The sequence below is a fragment of the Lactobacillus laiwuensis genome (assembly GCF_019972835.1).
GTDB lineage: Bacteria > Bacillota > Bacilli > Lactobacillales > Lactobacillaceae > Lactobacillus > Lactobacillus laiwuensis.
On record NZ_BPPB01000003.1, the window covers coordinates 62,602 to 84,412 of the forward strand.

The following is a 21,811-nucleotide window of genomic DNA, read 5'->3' on the forward strand; positions in this document are numbered from 1 at the left end:
GATATATATCGTTCTCATTTATATCCACTCAATATATTCATCTCAGAAAAACTAGCCTTAACAGCTAGTTTTTTGTATTATTGTGTTGAGGTGATTCTTGAATGAATAAAAAAATATTAGTATCAACTGAAAACGGAGAAAAGAGCTGTAGTAAATCTACACTCAATTTTATTTTATTTTATAAAAAGCATAAAGTAATAATAAATATTATGCTCTACCTTTTTGTTATGCTAGGCATACCTTTGATTCTTCAGTCGAATTTGGGAGGCCTAGGTGACAAATTAAAAAAGACCATTGGTATAGGTACACCTAGAGATTGGTTGGGCTTTTGGGGGACATATATAGGTACTATAATAACTATTATTTTCGCATATATAAGCACGATACATGAAGATAATAAAAGGAAACAAGAAACAAGGAAAACAGAAAATAAAGAAAATAAGAAGAATATTGATGAACTGCTTAAAAAAATAGACGTTTTAGTTGACGAGTTATATAAGAAAGCAGTTACAGGCAAAGAAATTAAAACTGCTATAAATGACTTAAAAAAAGAGAGACCATGCGCTAGAAAAAAAGTCTATAAAAAGTTACTTAGTTTTTTAAAAGAAAAAAATGCCCGAGTTGATAATTGTTATAATGAAATAAGTATTATTATGCCTTTTAAAAAGATAGATATACTAAGGAACTATAATTACTATGGTAAATTGGCAGAAATAAATAATAGCATAACAGATATTAATTTAAAAATTGATAATCTATCTTTAGTGGTATTTTTCGATAAAAAAATAACTGAAGAGGAAATAAATGGGCTTAATGAACTAATAGATATATTTAATGACTTAGCTAAAAATGTCACAACTTTAAAGAGACTTGTTAAAGTAGCAAAGAGTGCAAAAGAATTAGAAATTCTTACTGGTAATTAATTATTAAATTCTAAGCAACAAAGAAACAGATATGTCTTTTTGTTTACTCTATTTTAAATAGGTGCTGATTGCTTTAATGTCTAAGATTTATATTGATATTCAAATCAAATAGCTTGTGGCCATTCACGGCTGCAGTATTTAATCTTTGAGTAATTGGCAAGGACGGTGGTTTCTTTATCTCTATAATTATCAAAGTTATTGCCGATAGTTATCACGACATGCACTCCTTGGATTAGCAGTGATATACATGCTACCGTTCCCAACTCTGATAATAAATTGATCCCCGTCCCCAACTATCGTTAGGCAAGGAGCCGCAACATGTGGTGTTCGCTTGCGCGAGAGACTGAATTTTGAAATTTTTTTAATAAGGGGGGTAAAACACTGGCAAACATTGATTTAATAGCTTTTATGGTGCTTGAAACAGCAACTAAATGGCTTAATAATTACGGAAAACATGTAAAAAAACGAAGTTTTATTTGACGAAAAGTTCAGCCTTAAATGATTAAGCCCTTAGAGATTTTATAGATAAGTAGTTATGCTAACAACTGCTAACCATATTCATGATTTACTTAGCTGTGTAACCAAAACAGGTACACAGCTTATAGCATTACAAAGAATGATATAAAGAGAATGACAGACTTTTTCATACAATGAATAATACAAGTTATGAGTGTATTACCTGCAAAATTTTAGGGTGCGCTTTTGCACATCTTTTTATTTGTAATAATGCCTATACAATGGTACTGGTTGTGATTTCATTTGCACCCTAAATGTTGGAAAATGTTTGCTTTTTATTCAGAAGCAGTAACTAATTATTAATGTCAGGGATGCCAAAATGTCAAATTTTTGCTACAACTTTATGGTTATAGATATTTTTGGACGAAATGATAACGTTAAATTACACAAATATCTTAATAAATTTCGTATAACATTATTTCTAAAGAAAGTTTACATATATGAAGCTGTTCTCCAATCAAGACTGTAAATAACTCGGTTACTAAAAAGGGAGCCTTAACATGGGGCCCCCTTATTTATATTTAGTAATTAAAAAATGCTCTAAACAGTTTAATCACTTAAAACCAGTTTTGGCTTTAAAATATTTAGCAATCATGCTAATTTTTATGCCCAATCCACATTTGGTTTGGGGTGCAAAATAAGTTAAACAACCTAAATTTTATTTGAATTGCAATAACTACTGTGAAAGCACTAGGACAATCCAATTTTGGCTTTTCCTATTGATTAAAAAAGGAGTGTCCATTTCGTTCCCCCCTTTGAATAATTCATAAAAAGTGTGCAGTGACAAAATACGCTATATATCAGCATTTTTGACAGTTTTTGTTAAATAAATATCCTAGTAAATGCTAGTATTTGCTAGGATTAATTCTTTTTAACTAGTTGAAATAGACACATAATATTTAGATTAAAACCTGAAAAAACTTGAACATTTTTCTTAAAGCTACTGTGAAAATCGATCACTATTTTACTAGCTTAACGAAAGGTTCTATACCTATCTTCTTTTGATATGTAGCAAAGTTTTTCATAAATTCATTTATAGCTATCTGTTTCAGCTCCCAATACCTAGTTTTACCATAGCCCATTTTTTCCATGACTTCTTTATTAGTAAGGTCAAATAAATAAACACCAGTAAGAATTCTCTTTGATTTAATAGAACATTCCTGAATAGCTTTTCCCACACACCAAGTCACGTTCTCAGCAAATATTATTTCTTCAGTGGCTATTGCCTTATCCATTGTAGTAAGATTATCTATCTTATCAGCCGTTAAATCAGCTTTATGCCTACCTGAGTGCGCCACAAACATATCTAAATCTTGCTTAAGAAATACTTTTAGATTTTCCGTCACTTCCATAGGGATGGTTTCCTCCTTACATGTCCTTTTCTATCTCAAAAGATCTAATTTATTTACGCTAGTTGCAAAGTCAACTATTTATTCTACAAAAAATGAAAGTTTTGTATCGATTTTGCCGTTTTAAACAAAAAGAAAGTCCAAATAGACTTTCTTAAGGTAAATAAACTATAAATTATCAAAACTCTGAACACTTGATATTATAGCACTTTTCAGTATTCAACTATACCAATTTTAAGATATTTTGACTAATCCACCATTGCCAAAAATTTTGCACCGAATTTTGCACCTATTGGGCTAATTTCAGTTAATTTCAAAAAATGGCAAAAAATAAAAATGCCTTAGTACCAACACTTCAAGCTAGTTGAAACTAAGACAAATCATGAAAATTGGGATATCCGGGCTCGAACCGAAACATGCAGGAACCAGAAACCTGTGCCTTACCATTTGGCTATATCCCAGTGTTAAATCACCCGCACGAGAATTGAACTCGTAACTCCACCTTGAGAGGGTGGCGTCTTAACCATTTGACCAGCGGGCAAAATCAACAGTAATTATTATGCTTGAAGTGACAATTATTGTCAAGTACTTTCAGTCCAAAAACTAAATTTAACTAATGAGTATTTTTAACACAAAGAAAAACTTCCAGAATGCTATTCAATCTGAAAGTTTTTTATTATTGATCATATTTTTTACCAACTACACTTTTTTGCAGTTTTCTTCAACTACTTTGTGCAAATGAACAATTAGGTATATTTTCTCCTGTTTAGTAATTCTCAAGTTAATTTTTTTCCTAATAAACTCATCGAAAGCATTAATAATTTCAACTTCCTTAGGCATTTTTGCAGCCAGGTCTTGGTAAAGCCCCTCTTGATCTTCATCTGAAAACAGTTTGTTTTCATAAACTCTTTCACAAAAATAATTTAGATGAGTCAAAAAACGTGAATAAGTGAAAGTATTTTGGTCAATCTTGCCTCCGATAATCCTTTGAGCTATTTTTTCGAGACTACTTACCAAATCAGCTATTTCCCTGTTTTTCTGTTGGTCACCAACGTCAACTTCCGCATCCACAAAATGTAAACCAATGCCTGTTGCTTCGCTATTTGGTAACGAAACATGCATTTTTTTATTAATCAAATTAACTGCAAATAATCCTATCTGATATTCATTTCTATGGTGAAGTAAGACGTCAGGATAGTTGAAATTTTCACCAATATTTCCCTCTTTAACTCGCTTTACCACAAAAGAAATATGATCAGCTAACGATAAATAAAGGTAATCTTTAACTTTGATTTGATATTTTCTGGCGGCAAAATCTATTATCTCCCTAACCATATTTAGATAAGTTTCGTCTATTGCACCGGCTAGCTGAATAAAGTTTTTTAGCATTTTATTATCGGTTAAGACAAAAATCTTTTGAATTTCCTCTTTTTTAACAGGATAACCAATTGCTTTATGGTAGCCTAGACCCTTGCCCATTAGGATACACTCTGCACCTGATTTATCTAATGCCAAAATAAGCGAATTATTCAAAACTTTTAGCACTTTCATCAGCTCACCACCTAGTTGCATACAATTGCTTAGTTGACCAACCCATTATTTGCAATAACTTTTTGGTACCAGTAAAAACTGTCCTTGGGGATTCGACGTAAATCTTTTAGATCATTGTCAGTTCTATTGACGTAAATAAAACCATAACGTTTTTTAAATCCTTGATGTGAACTTAACAGATCCATAACCGACCAAGGACAATAACCGATTAGTTTTACCCCATCCTGAATTGCATCATAACAAGCCCGAATATGATCTGCAAGATATTTTATGCGGTATTGATCATGAATCTTGCCGTCCTTTGCCATAGTGTCTGGAGTACCTAAACCATTTTCGGTAATAATCATTGGCAAACGAAACTGACGATAATATTCATTTAGTACAATTCTCAAACCCATTGGATCGATTTGAGCACCATATTCCGTTGCGGACAAGTTAGTATTTTTTTCGATCTTAAAATAGCCATACAGATCAAAATCCACATCATTTTTCCTTGTACCAAATGGGTGCTTGGCATCGCTCGGCAAGTAACTGGCAACGAGCGTACGGTAATAATTGACTGCTATGAAGTCAGGCCGAGCATCCCGTAATACTTGCTCATCTTGATCCAGCATTGATGGCAAAATGCCAACTTTTTTAAGGTAATTGCTGTAGTACCCTGGATATTGACCATGACAATACATTTCTAGAGCATAATTAGTCTTAAAATTATCATTCATTTTAGCAGCCCAAACATCAAGTGGCTTAGTAGATGCCGGATAAGTCATGGTGGATGATATTGCTGGTCCTATTTTACCGTTTGGCACCATCTTATGACAATCTTGCATAACGTAGGCACTTGCTACAAACATATTGTAATCCATTTGTGCTCTGACACGTTCTTTATCCTTAGCTTCAACATTATACATGTTTAAGCGCTCGTCTACACGAACCATTAGGTTTTGTTCATTGATCACCTGCCAGTTTTTGACTCTGTCACCAAATTCTTTAAAACATATTTGGGCGTATCTTCTAAAAGCTGAAATGCAAGATCTGTTTTCCCAACCGTTGTATTTTTCTACCAAGGCTAGGGGCAAGTCAAAATGATATAAGGTAACAAACGGCTCAATCCCATTTTTGATTAGGCAGTCAATCACTTTATTGTAAAAGTCTATCCCCTTTTGGTTAACCTGACCATCACCATCAGGAATAATTCTCGCCCAGGCAATGGAAAAACGGTAAACTGTAAGACCTAATTCTTTCATTAAAGAAATATCTTCTCGATAATGATGATAAAAATCACTGGCTACCTTTGTATCAGCTAGTTCGGGACCAGCATGAACAAAAGAATTATAATCTGCTACTGATTCTCCCTTTCCATCTTCGTTCCAGCCGCCTTCAATTTGAAAGGCTGATGAGGACGCACCCCATAAAAAGTCTGAGTCAAATTTTTCCATATTTTACTCCTCTATTTAATCATTTTTTAGACTAAGATATTATGAATTTGATAACAAGTATAACAACTGGTCGTTATTAGTGACGTTATTCTTGTTCGTAGAACCAATCGCTGCATAGTTTTTCGAATTAGTTACAACAACTGTGGTGGTTAAGTCATAACCTGCCTGTTCAATCTTTTGCATGTCAAATGAAACTAACAGCTGACCCCTCTTGACATGGTCTCCATCCTGAACATGCTTTTCAAAATACTGTCCATTTAGTTTAACTGTGTCTATGCCAATATGGATCATCATTTCAATTCCATTGTCTAATATTAAACCAACTGCATGTAAAGTAGGATATATCATGCTGACTGTGGCGTCTGCAGGAGCCAAAATTTTTCCTGAAGTAGGTTGAACTGCAACGCCTTTACCCAAAACTCCGGATGCAAAAACTTCATCTGAAACCTGAGCTAGAGGTATCGTCTTACCTTCAACCGGAGAATTTACAGATAAATCACAGTCATCTGCAACTAAATCTTCATCAATGGTTTTAGCAGGATTTTCTTCCTGATCATCCTCAATCTGGTCAGTTTTTGAACTATTTTTTTCTGCAGGAGCTGCATCACTAGGTAAATCATTAAAACCTAATATAACTGTTAAAATGCAGGCGCCACCAAAGGCAATTAAACAACCCAAAATGTAACAAACGAAAGCCTTAGTCCCAGCAGAAGCATAAACAGGAATAGTTAAAACACCTTGATTGGCGAAAGCATTTCCGTAAGAGCCACCCCAGCCCATCAAAGCGCCACCTAAAGCACCACTAATTACCGCATAAACCATGGGCTTTTTCAAACGCAAGTTAGCACCATAAATAGCCGGCTCGGTAATACCAAACAATGCTGTCACTGTAGCTGAAGCTGCCACAGTTTTCAGATTTTTGTTTTTAGTTTTGAAGAAAACTCCCAAAGCTGCACCAGCTTGTGAAAAGTTTGCTGCACCGGCAAAAGCGAGCAGGTTTTGCCGTCCTGTTTTAGCAACATCGTTGATACCAATTGGAATGATTGCTCTGTGAGCACCAAAAATAACAAGCACACACCAAATACCACCAACAAAGGCACCCAACAAAATCGGACTTAAATTCATGATATAGTGATATGCCCAGTTAACAGCGTTACCAATATAAATACCAATTGGGCCGAAAATCATTAAGGTTGCAGGTACCATAATAAGTAAAGACAAAGTTGGTACCATAATAATTTTGAGCACATCCGGCATTATTTTTTTAACAAATTTTTCAACGTATGCCAGTACAAAAACCGCTATAATGATGGGAACAACCGAGGAAACATAATTTGCCTTGGTAATTCCGATCCCAAACAGCGTTACTGCTTTGTTTCCCGTCATCAACTCTACCAAAGTGGGATAACATAGCGTTGCTCCCAGAGTCATAGCTATGTATTCATTTGTTTTAAAAACTTTAGCAGCTGATCTTGCCAAAATCACTGGCATAAAATAGAATAGAGCATCTGACGCGGCATTCAAAATAATATAAGTATTAAATGTCTTTATATCAACGTGATAGAAATTTAAGCCAATTAATGCTGCAACAGCCAAAATGCCCTTTAACATTCCCGAAGCGGCAATCGCCGGAATAGTTGGCGTAAAAATAGCAGTTACAACATTTAAAATCTTTGTCCCAATACCAACTTTTTTGTCTTGCTTATCATTTTCGGTCTCAGTAGTTCCGAGCAGAGGCATGATTTCATCATAGATTGCTTCAACTTTATTACCTAAAACAACTTGAAATTGACCGCTGGCCTCTACGACCTGAATCACTCCCTCTATACTGGAAACTTTATCCGTACTAGCTTTACTTTCGTCTTTTAAAACAAATCTCAATCTGGTAAAACAATGAGTTAAACCAGAGACATTTTCTTTTCCACCTACACCATCTAAGATTCGTAGTGCGATTTTATGATTATCCATAATTTTCCTCTTTTATTTCAATAAAAAAGACCAAACATACGTAAATAAAACCGTTAATCTCGGTTATTAATTACATACATTTGATCTTGCCTGCATTACCAGTGACACGTCAAATAAAAGTTCTTTTATTTTACAAACTTAAATCTAACATTAGAATTCCATTTATGCAAGCGATTACATCAAATTTACCATTAAATCTGTTTTTTAACATTTAAAATTTCATTTGCACTTATTTGCAAAAATAAATCAATGAATTGTATATAATAGAGTAAGAAACTTTGAACAAAGGATAGTTTATATGATTGACTACTCAAACACCCAAAATTTAATTGAATCAATGGTTACGGAACGCATTGTACCGGGCGTTAACTATGCTTTTTTTAAAAATGACCAAGTTTTCACTTCAACTGTCGGCTTTGCAAGTACCTATCCGACAGTTACTCAACTTAGCCCTTTTGCTATTTATGATTTAGCCAGTCTGACCAAAGTAATTATTACTGAAAATATTTTTCTCAAATTATATCAAGATGGACAACTCAATTTTACTGAACCACTGCACGACTTTATTCCTGAATTTAAAGATGAACGTGTCCGCCTTTTTCATTTGCTTACCCATACCAGCGGAATCCGTGGCTGGATTGAAAAGCGCGATCAATTATCTCGCGACGAATTAATCAATGCCATCATTCATTTACCTGTCACAGACGAGTTTGAACATAAAATGCGCTATGCCGATACGAATTTTATCTTGTTGGGGTTGGTTGTTAAAAAAATATTTGGGCAACCAGTTCAAGAAGTTGGTCAAAAATTAATAATTGAGCCTTCGGGTTTAAAAAACACGACATTCAATCCTCCAAAGGACTTATGTGTGCCCACTGCTGTTTACCAAGGGAAAGTTTTGCAGGGTGAACCGCACGATCCTAAAGCACGCCAGCTGGGCAGTGATTGCGGTTCAGCAGGACTTTTCTCCACAATGAATGACTTGGTTAAATTAAGCAAAGGATACTTGGGCTTGGATAAACACATTCTGCCCTTCAGTCAAGAAATTGTCGCAATGTTATTCGATAATAAAAATCCAGCGGGTGTTAAGCCACGCTCATGGGGCTGGGACTTGCGCTTTGACCCTCAGTTGCACTATCCGCTGATTCTGCATACGGGCTTCACTGGTGTTCTGATGCTTCTTGACCGTGTGAAAAAGTCGGGCTTAATTCTTTTGACCAATCGGATCCACCCTACTGGCCATAATCAAGTCTTTCTAACTATGAGAGAAAGAATTATTCAGAGCTTTTTAAAAGAAAATGACGAGTAAAAAGCAGCTTCATATAATAGAAGCTGCTTTTCTAGCACTTTTTACGATTTTGGCCAAAAATGATAGACAAGGTCAACTACTGCTTGGGCCAGCATACCGCCTGCCATCCAGTACATCCCCATCATCATATTACCAGTAAAAGTAAAATAAGCGGTAATAGCATAAACGACTACCCACAAGATTTTAAAAAACAAATTATCACACATCATTTGTAAAAAAACTCCCTTCAATTCAATTCAAATTATACCTTGTTTTAGACAAAAATTGGGGCTTTTTTTAGTTATTTAATCCCTGAAAAGTCGAATTGCTAAAATTATTTACAATAATTGTTATTATATAAAAATGTTTACATTCGTAAGCGTTAATAAACTTTTTTAAAAATATTTTTTTGATGAAAGCATTTTACAACTTTTTATTTGTTATGTAATTTAATTGCTTTTCAAACTGAAAAAAAGGACTTTAATTTCATCATTTTAAAGTCCTTTTATTGTTATTAAAAATAATTAGATTGCTGTAGCTCTCTTTGACGCGATTTAAATATTGTTTTAAAAAGCTCCTTATCAAATTATAATCTATTTCTACTCATCAATTTCTATTTTAGTCACATTTTTTCCATTTGTAGCGATTACTTTTTGATAAAAGTAAAAACTATCCTTAGGATATCTCTTCATATCAAGCACTGAGTGATTATTTCTGTTGACATAAACCAACCCGTAGCGCTTGTCCATCCCATCGTTAACACTTAACAAATCTAAAAATGACCATGGATTAAAAGAAATAACATTAACTCCGTCTTTAATAGCTTCACGTAGTTCAAAAATGTGCCCATTGAGATACTTGATCCGTTTTGGGTCATGCACCTGACCGTTTTCAAGTTGATCACGTTCAGGCCAGCCGCATTCGGTAATAATAATGGGAATATTGGGATAACGATCATTGACTTTTTGCAGAGCAAAACGCAGACCAACAGGGTCATAAGAAAAGTCCCATTCTGAATTCATCAGACGGTCATCTGTTACTTTTTCCACATTGGAAATGACACCGGCAAGCATCTTGGGGCTTTCTTCATTGCTCAACCTAAATACTGACGTTGAGTACCAATTTAATCCCAAAAAATTAGCGCGACCGTTTTTTAAAATATCTGCATCCCCTTCATGGTAATCAAGAGTGATTTTGCTGTCTTCCAAGTAACGTAAATAATAGCTAGGCAGTTCTCCCCTTAGAGCCACATCCATATCAATAAATGAGATTAAGTCTTCCATGTTCTTACTTTTGAGAGCGTTTTTTGAAGTATGATCATAAGGAAAATTAGTCATATAAGAAACAGCTGGCCCAATCATCGAGTTAGGAAACAGATCGTGACAAAGCCGATATACTTTTGCCTGAGCTAAAAACATATTGTAATTAGAATTTTCACCCTTTTCCCTTAAACGGCGCAAATCCTCATCTTTAATACCATTCATCTCAGGGACATTTGCTAGCAGAGATTGTTCATTAATGGTTAACCAATATTTAACTCTATCTCCAAATTCATTAAAGAGCGTTTTGGCATAATTATAAAAATCACTAATGGCCTTGCGACTAGCCCAACCACCATACTGCTTCACTAAAGAAACGGGGCAATCAAAATGAAACATTGTTACAATGGGCTCAATTTGATTTTTGACTAGTAAATTGATCAGTTTATTATAAAAAGCAATTCCTTCTTGATTAGGTTCTTCATCATTGCCGTGAGGAAAAATCCGCGACCATGAGATTGAAAAACGATAACTTTTCAATCCCAATTTTGCCATTAAAGCGACGTCTTCTTCAACATGATGATAATGATCAACAGAAACTGAAGTATCCAAAAATTTACTTTTTTTAGATCTCAAATCAGCAACCGATTCTCCCTTGCCATCTTCATTTGCGGCGCCTTCAACCTGGAAAGCCGAAGTACTGGCTCCCCAGAGAAAATTTTTAGGAAAATCATCTTGAAGATGAAATTGATTGTCCATATTTACTTATTCTCCTCTTCAAATGCCTGCTTATCTGCAACCCTAAAGAATGGCAGATAAATCACAAACATCAGTAAAAAGTTAATTAACCAAACTACTGCCCCTTGCCAACCCATAATCATTGTATCAGCAATTATTTTCGGCATTGTCCATGGCATTCCCATTCCTAAGCTGGGGTTGTAATTAGTAATAAAACCGATCTTTACGGCTAACAAACCGATGCCACCAGAAATAAAGGTTGATAAAACAAAGGGTATAAACATCAGTGGGTTTAAAACAATTGGCATACCAAAGATAATGGGTTCATTTATATTGAATAGATTTGGCAAAGCAGAAACCTTAAAGAATTCCTTGTACCGCTTGGACTTACTCAAAAATAAGCCCATTATAACTAAACTAAGAGTAGCACCTGCTGCGTCATTATTTGAAAATGCAAAAACTACCAGATTGCTTAAGTATGGAATGGTCTTGCCAGCTTGAAAAGCGGGTGTACTGCCAACCATCATTGAGATAACTAATGGTATAACCACAGATTCGATAGCAGCTGGATGAATTCCAAATGTAAATAAAACATTGGACAGAGCAAAAACCAGGATTAAAGTTAATGGTGAACCACCGATGTGCATTAACGGTGCAGTTATTAGTTTATTAACAAAATCGAAAACATTCTTGAATTGAGAAAAATCAAAAATTGCTCTAATGATAAATACTGTAATAAATATAATTATACCAATTATCAGTGGCTCAATTGACGAACTGACCATACTAGGGACTGAATCTGGCAATTTAATAGTCAGTTTCTTATTTTTGCTTAATTTAACGTAAAATACACCGATTAAAATTGACAAAATAATTGCCACAATTATGCCTTCGCTACCCATATAGGTCATTTGAAAAGCATTAACAGGCTTTTTACCGGGAACAGTTTGCGGCATTAGCACGAAAAAGCTGGCCAAGCCGAATAAACCAGCAACAATTCCGTTTTGCTTGCAGCTTTTGGCATAATTATAAGCAATGGTAAAAGCTATAAAAACAGCCAAAATGTTCATCGTACCATTAACAATAGCAGACATTGACGGGGTTATTCCCACCTTGGCAAACCAATCTGCAACAGGTTTGATTGGAAAGCTGGCAAATATTGAGAACACCGAGGCACCAATAGTAACTGGTAATGTCATTACCATGCCGGAAGATATACTTTGCAGGACCTTATTTTGTCCTAATTTATTTGAAAACGGGACCAGATATTTTTCCAGCCATTTTTGAAAATTTTTCATTTTCTACGCTCCTATCCTATTAATTCGCTTTCATTTCTTAAAGTATATGTTCATTGAAATAAGCGAACAATATGCAAAAGCTAGACAATTTATGTTGATTTCACAGATTTTAGTAAAAAAAGAAGGCAAAAAAAGAGGCCATCATCTGGTATTAGAACGGTATTTTGCTGGAGAAATGCCAAAGTAATGTCTGAATATTTTATAAAAATAGGACGCATTTTCATATCCTACTCTGTTAGCAATCTTTTCGATTGGTGCCTTAGTGTAAGTCAAGTATTCTGCAGCTATGTTTATTCTTTGTAACTGAACTAATTTAATAAAGGACAATCCCGTTTCACTCTTTAAGTAATCTGATAAATAATTTGGATTAAAGCCAAAGTGCTGTGCCATTTGCTCCAATGTGATATCAGAATAATTTTTCTCAATATAAAGTAACAAAGAGAGCAAATTATTGTTTTTCTTTTTCGAGTCAGTTACTTGAGCCTCACGATAATAAGTTTTTCTGATTAGCAAGGAAAACATAGTCAGCATTTCTAATTTAATGATCTGATCAGACTGAATTTTGTCATCATAATATTCGTCAATGATATCGTAAATAATAGCAATAATTTTGGCGTCATGGTCAATTTCAAACAGACTATATCGCCCTTCACCATGATCTTCGTCTGATAATAAAGAAAAAAGTAAGTTAGAAATTGAAATACCCTTACCCTTTGATTGCAAAAAATTAAGTTCATTTAGAGAAAAAGCAGAAGTGCGTAATTCAATATTTAAAACCACACCATTCTTACCAATTGGTTCTACTTTGTGCGGAGTTTTGATACCGATAAAAATCATGTTATCCTGATTAACTTTAATACGCTCATGCTCAGTTACTACAACACAATTACCTACCAAAGGAATGTTGATTTCTACGTAATCATGGATATGAAATGGAATATATGATTTTACAGGCTGAACAGAAATTGTAATTGAACTACTGTTTAATACAAAGTTATCAGAATAGGTATTGAAGAATTCATAAACAGGTTCACTATTGATATGACCAGCAACTTTTAATTTAAACTCATTTGACTTAAAATCTTGCAACATCGTGTTCCAATCACGAAAGCTATTATTTTGACGTAACATTTGTATTATTTTTTCGTGCATTTTGATACCTTTAATTTATGAAAGAGATTCTGTGAAATAAACAGTTTTATTATGTAATTTAACAATAGTTTGCTTTTTTACATTAAGTTAAAATGAAGAACAAAGCAAGACTTTTCAAAATTTGGGAGGAAAATATGACTGATTTAACTCAAAGTCCGTACAACTTATCAGCTGCAGAGATCGCTTTTGTCAAAAATAAAGTAACTAACATGTCTCTTGCTGCTAAAATCGGACAGCTTTTCTTTGTTATTGGTGAAGATGATGATAAAAAAGATTTAACTAAATTTATTCAGAAATATCAGCCTGGCGGGATTATGTACCGTCCTGATAAAGCTCGCAAACTGCAGCGCGAAATAGCAGTTTCGCAGAAAGCAAGCCAAACTCCCCTTTTTGTTGCTGCCAATTTGGAAGCAGGTGGGAATGGATTATTAAGCGAAGGGACCTGGTTCGGCAGACCTTTGCAAATTGCTGCTACCAACAACGAAAAGAATGCATATAATTTGGGCTATGTATCTGGCTATGAGGCTAAACAAGTCGGCTGCAACATGGCTTTTGCACCAATTGTAGATCTTGATTTAAATTTTCGTAATCCCATAATGAATGTGCGCACATTCGGTAGCAATAAAGAGCGTGTGATTAGAATGTCAGATGCACAAATCAAAGGTTTTAAAGCTAATCATGTTATTCCTGTAGCTAAACACTTCCCAGGTGATGGCGTTGATGAACGAGATCAACATCTTTTGAGCTCAATCAACTCGTTATCCGCTGACAAATGGATGGAATCTTACGGACAAATCTATCATCACTTAATTCAAAATGGTTTACCAGCTGTCATGATTGCTCACATTATGCAACCGGCTTGGGAACGACATTTGCAACCAGGTATTGAAAATAAGAATTTGCGTCCTGCCTCTACTTCTAAACTGTTAACTGATAAACTTTTACGGACTGTTTTGCATTTTAACGGTCTCACCATTACTGATGCCACGCCAATGATTGGGTACAATGCAATTTTGCGACGTTCAGAAGCATTACCAGCCACCATTAATGCAGGTATCGACATGATCTTATTCAACAAGGATATCGATGAAGATTATCAATTTGTGACTGATGCAGTCAAAAGTGGCAAGATTTCAATGACGCGACTCGACGAAGCTGTTACCAGAATAATTGCCACTAAAGTTGCACAAGGCGTGATGGACACGGAAAATAATCTTTGTGAACCAGCATCGCAAGAAATTGATTTAAAATTGGCAGAACATGAAAAATTGGCCGCCAAAGTAGCACAAGAATCTGTTACTTTAGTTAAAGACCGCGATAAATTGTTGCCTATTACTCCCGAAAAATATCCTCGTGTTCGTTTAGTTGTTTTAGGTGATACAGACGATGGTGGCTTTAAAGAAGGCGGTAAGGTAACCGCAAAATTTAAGGAGAAACTAACAGAAAAAGGATTTAAAGTTACAGTTTTTGATCGGAAAAATCTAGATTTTAAAGAAGTTTTCGCAGGTGGAGTGCAATACGAAAAGGATCAATTTGACCTGGCATTTTATGTTGCTAACGTTGAAACGGCAAGCAATCAAACGACAACTAGACTTGACTGGATTCATCTAATGGCAGCGGACGCTCCCTGGTTCATGAGAAGCATCCCTACAGTTTTTGTTTCTACTTGCAATCCCTATCACCTCTTCGATATTCCAATGATTTCAACTTATATTAACGCTTATACAGGCAATGATGTAACAATTGATGCTCTTCTGGAAAAAATGATGGGACAGGACAAATTTATCGGGCAAAGCCCTGTAGATCCATTCTGTGGCCATTTTGAAACTCATTTATAATGAGGTAAAACAATGTTAAAAATTAAAGACATTTTAGTCAATCATTATACTGAACCTCTTGGTTATGATTTAGACAATCATTTAAGAATAGAATTCAGCGCTGAAGCCGATCATGATTCAAGCAATATGCAAAAAAGAATAACAATTGATGCAAATGAACCAATTTTCGACAGTCAGTGGCAACAATACAACAATAATTATTTTGACTTCGAACTGAAGCTTAAACCACGGACAAGATATAACGTCGCTGTTTGGCTAAAAAATGCTGATACCCAAACAAGTGCAAATACTTTCTTTGAAACTGGTAAGATGAATGAACCATTCACTGCAGAATGGATTGGTAACCAAGATAAAAACATTCAAAATACACTTTTAAAGAAAGAATTTGTTTTAAACAAAAAGGTAGTAAAAGCTCGCCTTTATATTAGCGGTTTAGGAGTTTACGAGGCCTATTTGAACAAGCAAAAAATTGGTGATGAGTTTCTTGCACCTGGTGTCACAGCTTATGACAAGCTAATACAGATTCAAACTTATGATGTAACTAAGAGGCTGAATGAAAAATCACAACAGGAACTTTTAATTTCCCTTGGGGATGGTTGGTATAAAGGCAACTTCGGTTTCGATGGCGGTAAAGATTGCATCTATGGCGACCAACAAATGGCTATCGCTGAACTGCATATCGATTATGATGATGGCAGCAGTCAAGTGATAAACACAGACTCTTCTTGGAAAACTTCTGCTGGTAAAATAACCAAATCAGCCATTTATTACGGAGAGGACTTTGACGATACCAAAAAAATAACTATTTGGCAGCCTGCAATTATATTGCAGCATTCTAAAAAAATATTGCATGATCGTCTAAGCTTGCCCTTAAAAACAAAAGAATATTTACCTGTTAAAGAAATTATACGTACTCCTAAAGGTGAAACAGTTCTTGATTTCGGTCAAAACCAGGCTGGTTGGCCAGAATTTTACAATCACGAATCAGCTGGCAAGGAAATTGACTTACAAGTGGGTGAAATTCTGCAAGATGGTAACTTTTACCGGGATAATCTGCGAGAAGCTCGTGCTGCCTTTCACTATGTTTCAAATGGTGAAAAAGAATGGGTTAGACCACATTTCACTTACTATGGTTACCGTTATATCAAAGTTTCCGGTAATTCTCACCCATTAAGAAAAAAAGATTTCAGAGCAGCGGTAATTTATTCTGATCTTGAAATTACTGGCGGTATCAAAACAACTAATGCCAAGGTTAATCGCCTGCTCCAGAATGTTTTATGGAGTCAAAAAAGCAATTTCTTTGATGTTCCAACAGACTGTCCCCAACGAGACGAGCGTTTAGGCTGGTCTGGGGATGCTGCCATTTTTGCCAGCACTGCCATTTTAAATATGAATGCTTACCCTTTTTTCAAAAAGTATGCTAAAGACATGAAAATCGAGCAAGCAGCACATAACGGTATGCTAACAATGTACGCGCCAGCTATGGGAAATGACAGTGGTGGTGCAGCAATTTGGGGTGATGCAGCGACTGTTATCCCGTGGACTGCCTATCAAGCAACAGCTGATCCCGCTATTTTAAGGCAAAACTATTCTAGTATGAAAAACTGGGTAGATTGGATCAGTCAAGCAACCACTACCAAGAACCTTTGGACTGGTTGTTTTCAATTTGGCGACTGGCTGTCTTTAGATGGTGAAAACCCTGCGGTTCCTGGTGGAAAGACCGATGAAGATTATATTGCCTCAGTTTATTATGCCTATTCCAGTTGGATTGTTGCTCAAGCAGCTCGCATTTTAGGTAATACCTCTGATGCAAAGAAATATGAACAACAAGCTCAAGCCATTAGAGAAGCTGTTAGAGATGAATTTATTACTAAAAATGGCCGTCTAGCAATTGATACACAAACTGCATATGCCCTAGCCCTTCATTTTAATCTGGTACCAAAAGAACAGAAAAAACGTGTTGTTAAGGATCTCGTTCAGAGGCTAAAAAAGGATCACAACCATTTGCAAACTGGTTTTATTGGAACGCCTTTTATTTGTCAGGTTTTATCTGAAAATGGCGAACATAAATTAGCGACACAAATTTTTCTAAACGAAGATTTTCCAAGCTGGCTCTATGAAGTTAATTTAGGTGCTACTACTATTTGGGAACGCTGGAACTCAGTCTTGCCAGATGGCTCAATGAATCCCGAAGGAATGAACTCGCTGAACCATTATTCAATCGGTGCCATTATGCAGTGGGTCTATCAACAAGTTTTGGGCTTAAGGAAACAGAGTAATGGCTACCAAGAAGTGCTTTTTGCGCCTCAATTTGATTATCGCTTTAAAAATATTTCAGGTCACTTCCACAGTTCATACGGTGATCTCAAAATGGCTTACCAACTTGAAACTGATGCCCAACACACTATCAAGATCAACCTTAGCATTCCTTTGGGTCAAAAAGTAACCGTAAAATTACCTAGAGTGAAGGATAAAGTAGAAATTAATGGTCAGCCAGCATCGATGCCATTGGAATTAACAAATGGTGACTTTACAATCTCTTATGTACCTGAAAGTAGTTATATCGAATACTACAATATTAATATGCCCGTAAAACAATTAATAAGCGATCCGGAACTGGTCAAACAGCTAAGACCAATCAATACTGTTTTTGACTTTTTGCAAGATTCTGATAATCTCAAAAATTTTGGTGAAAATTCTATGGTAGAATTGAATAGTCTGTTGCCATTTATCAATATTTCAGACAAAGATTTTAACCAAATTAACAAACTACTTGATACTACGCCAGTAACAAGTGAAAGGAAGTTTTTAAATGAAAGGCGTTCTCTTTGATTTAGATGGAGTCATTGCAGATACATCCGTATACCATTTCCAAGCTTGGAGGAAATTAATCAAAAATCATTTTAACCTTGAATTGCCAGATGAACTTGAAAAACAAACAAAAGGTGTCAGCCGAACAGATTCGTTAAAGGCAATCTTAAAATTTTTAAATATCTCCGTGTCACAAGAAAAATTTAATGAAATGACCACTGAAAAAAACAATATTTTTCGGAATTTACTAGCCAGTTTAACCCCCGCTAATATTTTACCTGGAATTAGTGAACTAATTTCAGCCCTTAAGAAAAATAACGTTAAACTATCTTTGGCTTCTGCTAGTTTAAATGGTCCATTTATACTAGAAAAATTACAGTTGACAGATGCATTTGATGCTATGGCAGATCCCAGTAAAGTGGCAGCTGGTAAGCCCGCACCCGACATCTTTATTGCTGCAGCTGAAGCAATTAATCTTAAACCACAAGATTGCGTAGGTATTGAAGATTCAATTGCAGGTATCACTGCTATCAACAAGTCAGGTGCTTTATCAGTTGGCGTTGGCTCTATAACGGATCTAAAAGATGCCAATGTACTTTTTGCTAAAACAGCAGCATTAAATTATGACCAAATCGAAACTGCCTGGGAAAAATTTAATTTAAATTAGTAACCTGTTTACAAATAAAAACTCGTGAATAAAACAAAATTTGTTTTTCACGAGTTTTTTGATGTTTAAAATAAATTAGTGTAAGTAAGGATTTGTTTTTTATGACAGATTTAAGTAATTACAATTATTCACCTAGATAGGCAAAGGCTACCTTTTCATCATAAACATGAAATACTTTTTCAAAGAGGAAACGGCATACCATTGCTACTAGAACTGGAAATACTATCCAGACAATCAAGGCCATTACAATATTAATACTTGCTTTGCCAGCATCTAAGGATGCCAGGGGCCCTACTAGGCCAACGAGACCGAAACCAGCAGAAGCTGGAGTGCCACTAACGTGAAATAGAGCCACTGGAATAGCGGAAAGTGCTGCTGTAATTAATGTTGGTAAAACAATAACTGGATGCCTGAAAAGATTGGGCATCATCATTTTCATTGCTCCTAATGCAATTGCAATAGTAACTCCTGATTTATTAGTTCGCCAAGAATGAACGACCAATACCAGTGTCGTTGCCGCGACTCCCATTGCTGCTGCACCTGCCGAAAGACCATTTAATTGTATAGCCATTCCAATTGCCACAGTTGATATTGGTGAAATTATCAAAATTGCAAACATACAGGAAATTAAAATACACATTAATATCGGCTGCAAATTAGTAAAGGAATTAATTACTGACCCAAGCCAGGTGGTGATTTTGCTTACATACGGCAAAATCAGCATGCCAATCCAACCTGCTCCTCCACCAACAACGATCGGTGCGGCAACAATTTTGACAGAGCCAAAATGTTGACCGACTAATAATAAAAGTCCCACAGCTAAACCTGCTGTAATCATGGTATTAATAAGATCGCCTGTCCCTGCTGAAACAAAGACACCTTGAGCTTTAGTAGCAGGGTTCACAATTTGTGGTACGAATTTTGTAACACCAGAGCCAACATAAGCGGCGGCACCCACAATGGCAACGTCCAGTGGAACCATTTTAAATTGAATGGCAATTAATGCCCCAATTAGCAAAGGTGTAGCACATTGAAAAATCAATAATGCTTGATTAATAGATGCCGTCACCGGATTTTGACCAAATAACTTTAAAATCGCACTGACAACTGCATTTGGAATCAAGCCTACGATAATTCCAGTTGCAGTCCCAGCTAAAATGTTGTTAAGAAAAGTTTTTACTGTTAGTTTGTTAGTTTTGGTTGTATCAGCCATATTTGTACTCCTTTAATATAATAGTGCTTAGGTATACATTGTCGGCAAAATGATTTGTGACAAAATCGAAATATGCTGATTGCTAATTCGCCTCATTGCTTTTTCCTCCTTAAAATTAATTATTAAGTATTTTATCATCTTATTTAAAAAAATACACAAAAAAGTTAAAAATAATTTAATTTTTTATTTAAATATCACCCTAAGCACAAATCAATAAAGTTTTCCTTTCTAAACAACATTTTCTACACCTCTATCATGACAAATTTTTGAAAATGCTTAAATTAAAGATTTGCACTAGAGAGGTGAAAAAAAAGCCTCGTCAATTGTAACGAAGCTTTCTATAGCCATTTTATGATTTTATTTCAATTTCTTCTCAAGTCTGAATAAGTTTAAATAACTTAGCAAAATTATCACACTGACAAAAGTCAAAAATAAGAATGCTTCCTGACTCCCCTGGGCTGTAAGTGCTGCGTAATTACCAGGTCTTTTTTGCCAAGATGAAATAATAGCTGCCATTACGGTTGTTCCCATTGATCCAGCATATTGTTGGCCAGTTTGAAAGACTGCAGTCGCATCGGTATGCAATTCTTCAGGTTGCAATTTCGATGCTTCAGCCATAGTGTTATTAAACGCCATCTGGCGACCAATAATCATAATGCCATAAAAAACGCCAACCATCGTTGTACTAATTTTCAAACTAAACAAAGAAAAAAGCAAACAAGCCGTTAAGCAGAATACTGTTCCAGTAAGTAGTGGCAATGGTGCACCCTTTTTATCATAAATATGACCAAACCAAGGGTTTAAAATTCCACTGATAATACAACCGGGAAGTAAAACCAAGCCACCGATTAAAGAACTGGCATGATTAACAATTTGCACATAATTAGGTACCGCAAAACTGGTGCCGATATTGATAAACTGTAATAAGAGATAGGAAATCATGGCAAAAATAAAGGGTTTATTTTTGAAAATACTCAAGTTTATCAGTTTCTTTTTACTTGAGCGTGACAGTTTAATAAACGTGTATACCAAGATTGCCACGATAATCATGCTGAGCCAAAAACCAATATCAGTAAAACCATTGCTGATGCGGTTAAAACCCAGGTTAAAAATTACCATTGCACTAGCTATAACTATGTAACTTAACCAGTCAAAACTAGGATGCTTTTTCTCATGATATTGTTCTACAACAAATAAACCTAAAATCATAATAACCACAGCAATTACTGCTACAATTTCAAAAATTAATGGCCAGCCAAAATAGTAAACAACTGTGCCGCCAAATGTAGGGCCTAAAGATGGTGCAAGAATAATGACTAAACCGGTCAAGCCCATATAAAACCCCCATTTTTCTTGTGGCATTAGTTCTACAACCATATTAAACATTAGTGGTATTGACAATCCTGCTCCAATTGAAGAAATTATCCGACCTGCAAGTAAGATCCAGAAATTAGAGGCAAAAGCAGCTACAATTGAACCAGCAATGAATGCAATTGCAGCGGTTAAAAACAACTGTCTTGCTGAAAAACGGTCATTTAAATATGAGCTTGCAACCATAATCACAGAAATTGTTAGTAAATACCCTGTTGTCGTCCACTGGACTAATCCTAAACCAATGTGAAATTGTTTCATCAATGTGGGAAAAGTAACGTTTAAACTTGTTTCTGTCAAAATGGAAACAAAAGCCATTAAAGCACAACTGATAATTGCCAAAACCCGTTTGGGTGTCTCTTTCTTTTCTGCCATAAAATTAATTCTCCTTAATAAAAAAGGCTAAAAGCCAAAAACTTTTACCCTTTCCATA

15 protein-coding genes and 2 tRNA genes are annotated in these 21,811 nt (G+C 35.3%); 5 read left to right on the top strand and 12 right to left on the bottom strand.

The window, feature by feature from the left end; translation table 11 throughout:
* The first annotated feature begins 101 nt into the window (after positions 1 to 101).
* Positions 102 to 923 carry a hypothetical protein gene (locus tag LDM92_RS02495; protein ID WP_223901911.1) on the top strand — a complete coding sequence of 274 codons (822 nt, stop codon included), beginning with the start codon at positions 102 to 104 and terminating at the stop codon, positions 921 to 923.
* A 1,475-nt stretch (positions 924 to 2,398) separates the two neighbouring features.
* Here the strand turns inward: LDM92_RS02495 and LDM92_RS02500 are convergent.
* The 6 genes from LDM92_RS02500 to LDM92_RS02525 all read right to left on the bottom strand — a co-directional run bounded on the left by LDM92_RS02500 (position 2,399) and on the right by LDM92_RS02525 (position 7,743).
* Positions 2,399 to 2,791: a hypothetical protein gene (locus LDM92_RS02500; RefSeq protein ID WP_223901912.1), complete on the bottom strand. Its 393-nt coding sequence runs from the start codon at positions 2,789 to 2,791 to the stop codon at positions 2,399 to 2,401.
* A 386-nt stretch (positions 2,792 to 3,177) separates the two neighbouring features.
* Positions 3,178 to 3,249, bottom strand: a tRNA-Gln gene (locus LDM92_RS02505).
* 8 nt (positions 3,250 to 3,257) lie between these two features.
* A tRNA-Glu gene (locus LDM92_RS02510) sits at positions 3,258 to 3,329 on the bottom strand.
* 158 nt (positions 3,330 to 3,487) lie between these two features.
* The gene (locus tag LDM92_RS02515; protein WP_223901913.1) at positions 3,488 to 4,339 is read right to left on the bottom strand and encodes a PRD domain-containing protein; all 852 of its coding nucleotides are present in this window, start codon (positions 4,337 to 4,339) and stop codon (positions 3,488 to 3,490) included.
* A 29-nt stretch (positions 4,340 to 4,368) separates the two neighbouring features.
* A complete protein-coding gene (locus LDM92_RS02520) occupies positions 4,369 to 5,775 on the bottom strand; it encodes a glycoside hydrolase family 1 protein (protein ID WP_223901914.1) in 1,407 nt (468 codons plus the stop codon).
* Positions 5,776 to 5,814: 39 nt separating this feature from the next.
* Entirely contained in the window at positions 5,815 to 7,743 is a 1,929-nt protein-coding gene (locus tag LDM92_RS02525) for a beta-glucoside-specific PTS transporter subunit IIABC (RefSeq protein ID WP_223901915.1), read from the bottom strand.
* 298 nt (positions 7,744 to 8,041) lie between these two features.
* Between LDM92_RS02525 and LDM92_RS02530 the strand changes: the two genes are divergently transcribed.
* Complete coding sequence (locus LDM92_RS02530) at positions 8,042 to 9,052, top strand: serine hydrolase domain-containing protein (RefSeq protein WP_223901916.1); 1,011 nt, start codon at positions 8,042 to 8,044, stop codon at positions 9,050 to 9,052.
* Positions 9,053 to 9,093: 41 nt separating this feature from the next.
* Here the strand turns inward: LDM92_RS02530 and LDM92_RS02535 are convergent, their stop codons facing one another.
* The 4 genes from LDM92_RS02535 to LDM92_RS02550 all read right to left on the bottom strand — a co-directional run bounded on the left by LDM92_RS02535 (position 9,094) and on the right by LDM92_RS02550 (position 13,457).
* Positions 9,094 to 9,261, bottom strand: a complete 168-nt coding sequence (locus LDM92_RS02535; protein WP_223901917.1) for a hypothetical protein — start codon at positions 9,259 to 9,261, stop codon at positions 9,094 to 9,096.
* A gap of 369 nt (positions 9,262 to 9,630) precedes the next feature.
* On the bottom strand, positions 9,631 to 11,049 hold the full coding sequence (locus LDM92_RS02540) for a glycoside hydrolase family 1 protein (protein WP_223901918.1): 1,419 nt from the start codon (positions 11,047 to 11,049) through the stop codon (positions 9,631 to 9,633).
* A gap of 2 nt (positions 11,050 to 11,051) precedes the next feature.
* Entirely contained in the window at positions 11,052 to 12,326 is a 1,275-nt protein-coding gene (locus tag LDM92_RS02545; RefSeq protein WP_223901919.1) for a PTS sugar transporter subunit IIC, read from the bottom strand.
* A gap of 141 nt (positions 12,327 to 12,467) precedes the next feature.
* The gene (locus LDM92_RS02550) at positions 12,468 to 13,457 is read right to left on the bottom strand and encodes an AraC family transcriptional regulator (protein ID WP_223901920.1); all 990 of its coding nucleotides are present in this window, start codon (positions 13,455 to 13,457) and stop codon (positions 12,468 to 12,470) included.
* 155 nt (positions 13,458 to 13,612) lie between these two features.
* Between LDM92_RS02550 and LDM92_RS02555 the strand changes: the two genes are divergently transcribed.
* From LDM92_RS02555 to pgmB, 3 genes are read left to right on the top strand one after another with little or no spacing between them, the layout of a single operon-like run.
* Positions 13,613 to 15,316 carry a glycoside hydrolase family 3 protein gene (locus LDM92_RS02555; RefSeq protein WP_223901921.1) on the top strand — a complete coding sequence of 568 codons (1,704 nt, stop codon included), beginning with the start codon at positions 13,613 to 13,615 and terminating at the stop codon, positions 15,314 to 15,316.
* A gap of 12 nt (positions 15,317 to 15,328) precedes the next feature.
* Positions 15,329 to 18,148, top strand: a complete 2,820-nt coding sequence (locus tag LDM92_RS02560) for an alpha-L-rhamnosidase (protein WP_223901922.1) — start codon at positions 15,329 to 15,331, stop codon at positions 18,146 to 18,148.
* Positions 18,129 to 18,794 (top strand): beta-phosphoglucomutase, encoded by a 666-nt coding sequence (gene pgmB / locus LDM92_RS02565; protein ID WP_223901923.1) that lies wholly within the window; start codon positions 18,129 to 18,131, stop codon positions 18,792 to 18,794. Before LDM92_RS02560 ends, pgmB begins: the two co-directional genes overlap by 20 nt.
* 124 nt (positions 18,795 to 18,918) lie before the next feature.
* On the opposite strand, the gene LDM92_RS02570 is transcribed toward pgmB, so the two are convergent.
* Together LDM92_RS02570 and LDM92_RS02575 are read right to left on the bottom strand one after the other, a co-directional pair.
* On the bottom strand, positions 18,919 to 20,007 hold the full coding sequence (locus LDM92_RS02570) for a PTS sugar transporter subunit IIC (protein ID WP_223901924.1): 1,089 nt from the start codon (positions 20,005 to 20,007) through the stop codon (positions 18,919 to 18,921).
* 357 nt (positions 20,008 to 20,364) lie between these two features.
* A complete protein-coding gene (locus LDM92_RS02575; RefSeq protein ID WP_223901925.1) occupies positions 20,365 to 21,753 on the bottom strand; it encodes an MFS transporter in 1,389 nt (462 codons plus the stop codon).
* Between the last annotated feature and the right edge of the window lie 58 nt (positions 21,754 to 21,811).

Coding starts and splice junctions, on each gene's coding strand:
- LDM92_RS02495 (WP_223901911.1), top strand. CDS start 102: ATGAATAAAAAAATATTAGTATCAACTGAAAACGGAGAAAAGAGCTGT.
- LDM92_RS02500 (WP_223901912.1), bottom strand. CDS start 2,791: ATGGAAGTGACGGAAAATCTAAAAGTATTTCTTAAGCAAGATTTAGAT.
- LDM92_RS02515 (WP_223901913.1), bottom strand. CDS start 4,339: ATGAAAGTGCTAAAAGTTTTGAATAATTCGCTTATTTTGGCATTAGAT.
- LDM92_RS02520 (WP_223901914.1), bottom strand. CDS start 5,775: ATGGAAAAATTTGACTCAGACTTTTTATGGGGTGCGTCCTCATCAGCC.
- LDM92_RS02525 (WP_223901915.1), bottom strand. CDS start 7,743: ATGGATAATCATAAAATCGCACTACGAATCTTAGATGGTGTAGGTGGA.
- LDM92_RS02530 (WP_223901916.1), top strand. CDS start 8,042: ATGATTGACTACTCAAACACCCAAAATTTAATTGAATCAATGGTTACG.
- LDM92_RS02535 (WP_223901917.1), bottom strand. CDS start 9,261: ATGATGTGTGATAATTTGTTTTTTAAAATCTTGTGGGTAGTCGTTTAT.
- LDM92_RS02540 (WP_223901918.1), bottom strand. CDS start 11,049: ATGGACAATCAATTTCATCTTCAAGATGATTTTCCTAAAAATTTTCTC.
- LDM92_RS02545 (WP_223901919.1), bottom strand. CDS start 12,326: ATGAAAAATTTTCAAAAATGGCTGGAAAAATATCTGGTCCCGTTTTCA.
- LDM92_RS02550 (WP_223901920.1), bottom strand. CDS start 13,457: ATGTTACGTCAAAATAATAGCTTTCGTGATTGGAACACGATGTTGCAA.
- LDM92_RS02555 (WP_223901921.1), top strand. CDS start 13,613: ATGACTGATTTAACTCAAAGTCCGTACAACTTATCAGCTGCAGAGATC.
- LDM92_RS02560 (WP_223901922.1), top strand. CDS start 15,329: ATGTTAAAAATTAAAGACATTTTAGTCAATCATTATACTGAACCTCTT.
- pgmB (WP_223901923.1), top strand. CDS start 18,129: ATGAAAGGCGTTCTCTTTGATTTAGATGGAGTCATTGCAGATACATCC.
- LDM92_RS02570 (WP_223901924.1), bottom strand. CDS start 20,007: ATGGCTGATACAACCAAAACTAACAAACTAACAGTAAAAACTTTTCTT.
- LDM92_RS02575 (WP_223901925.1), bottom strand. CDS start 21,753: ATGGCAGAAAAGAAAGAGACACCCAAACGGGTTTTGGCAATTATCAGT.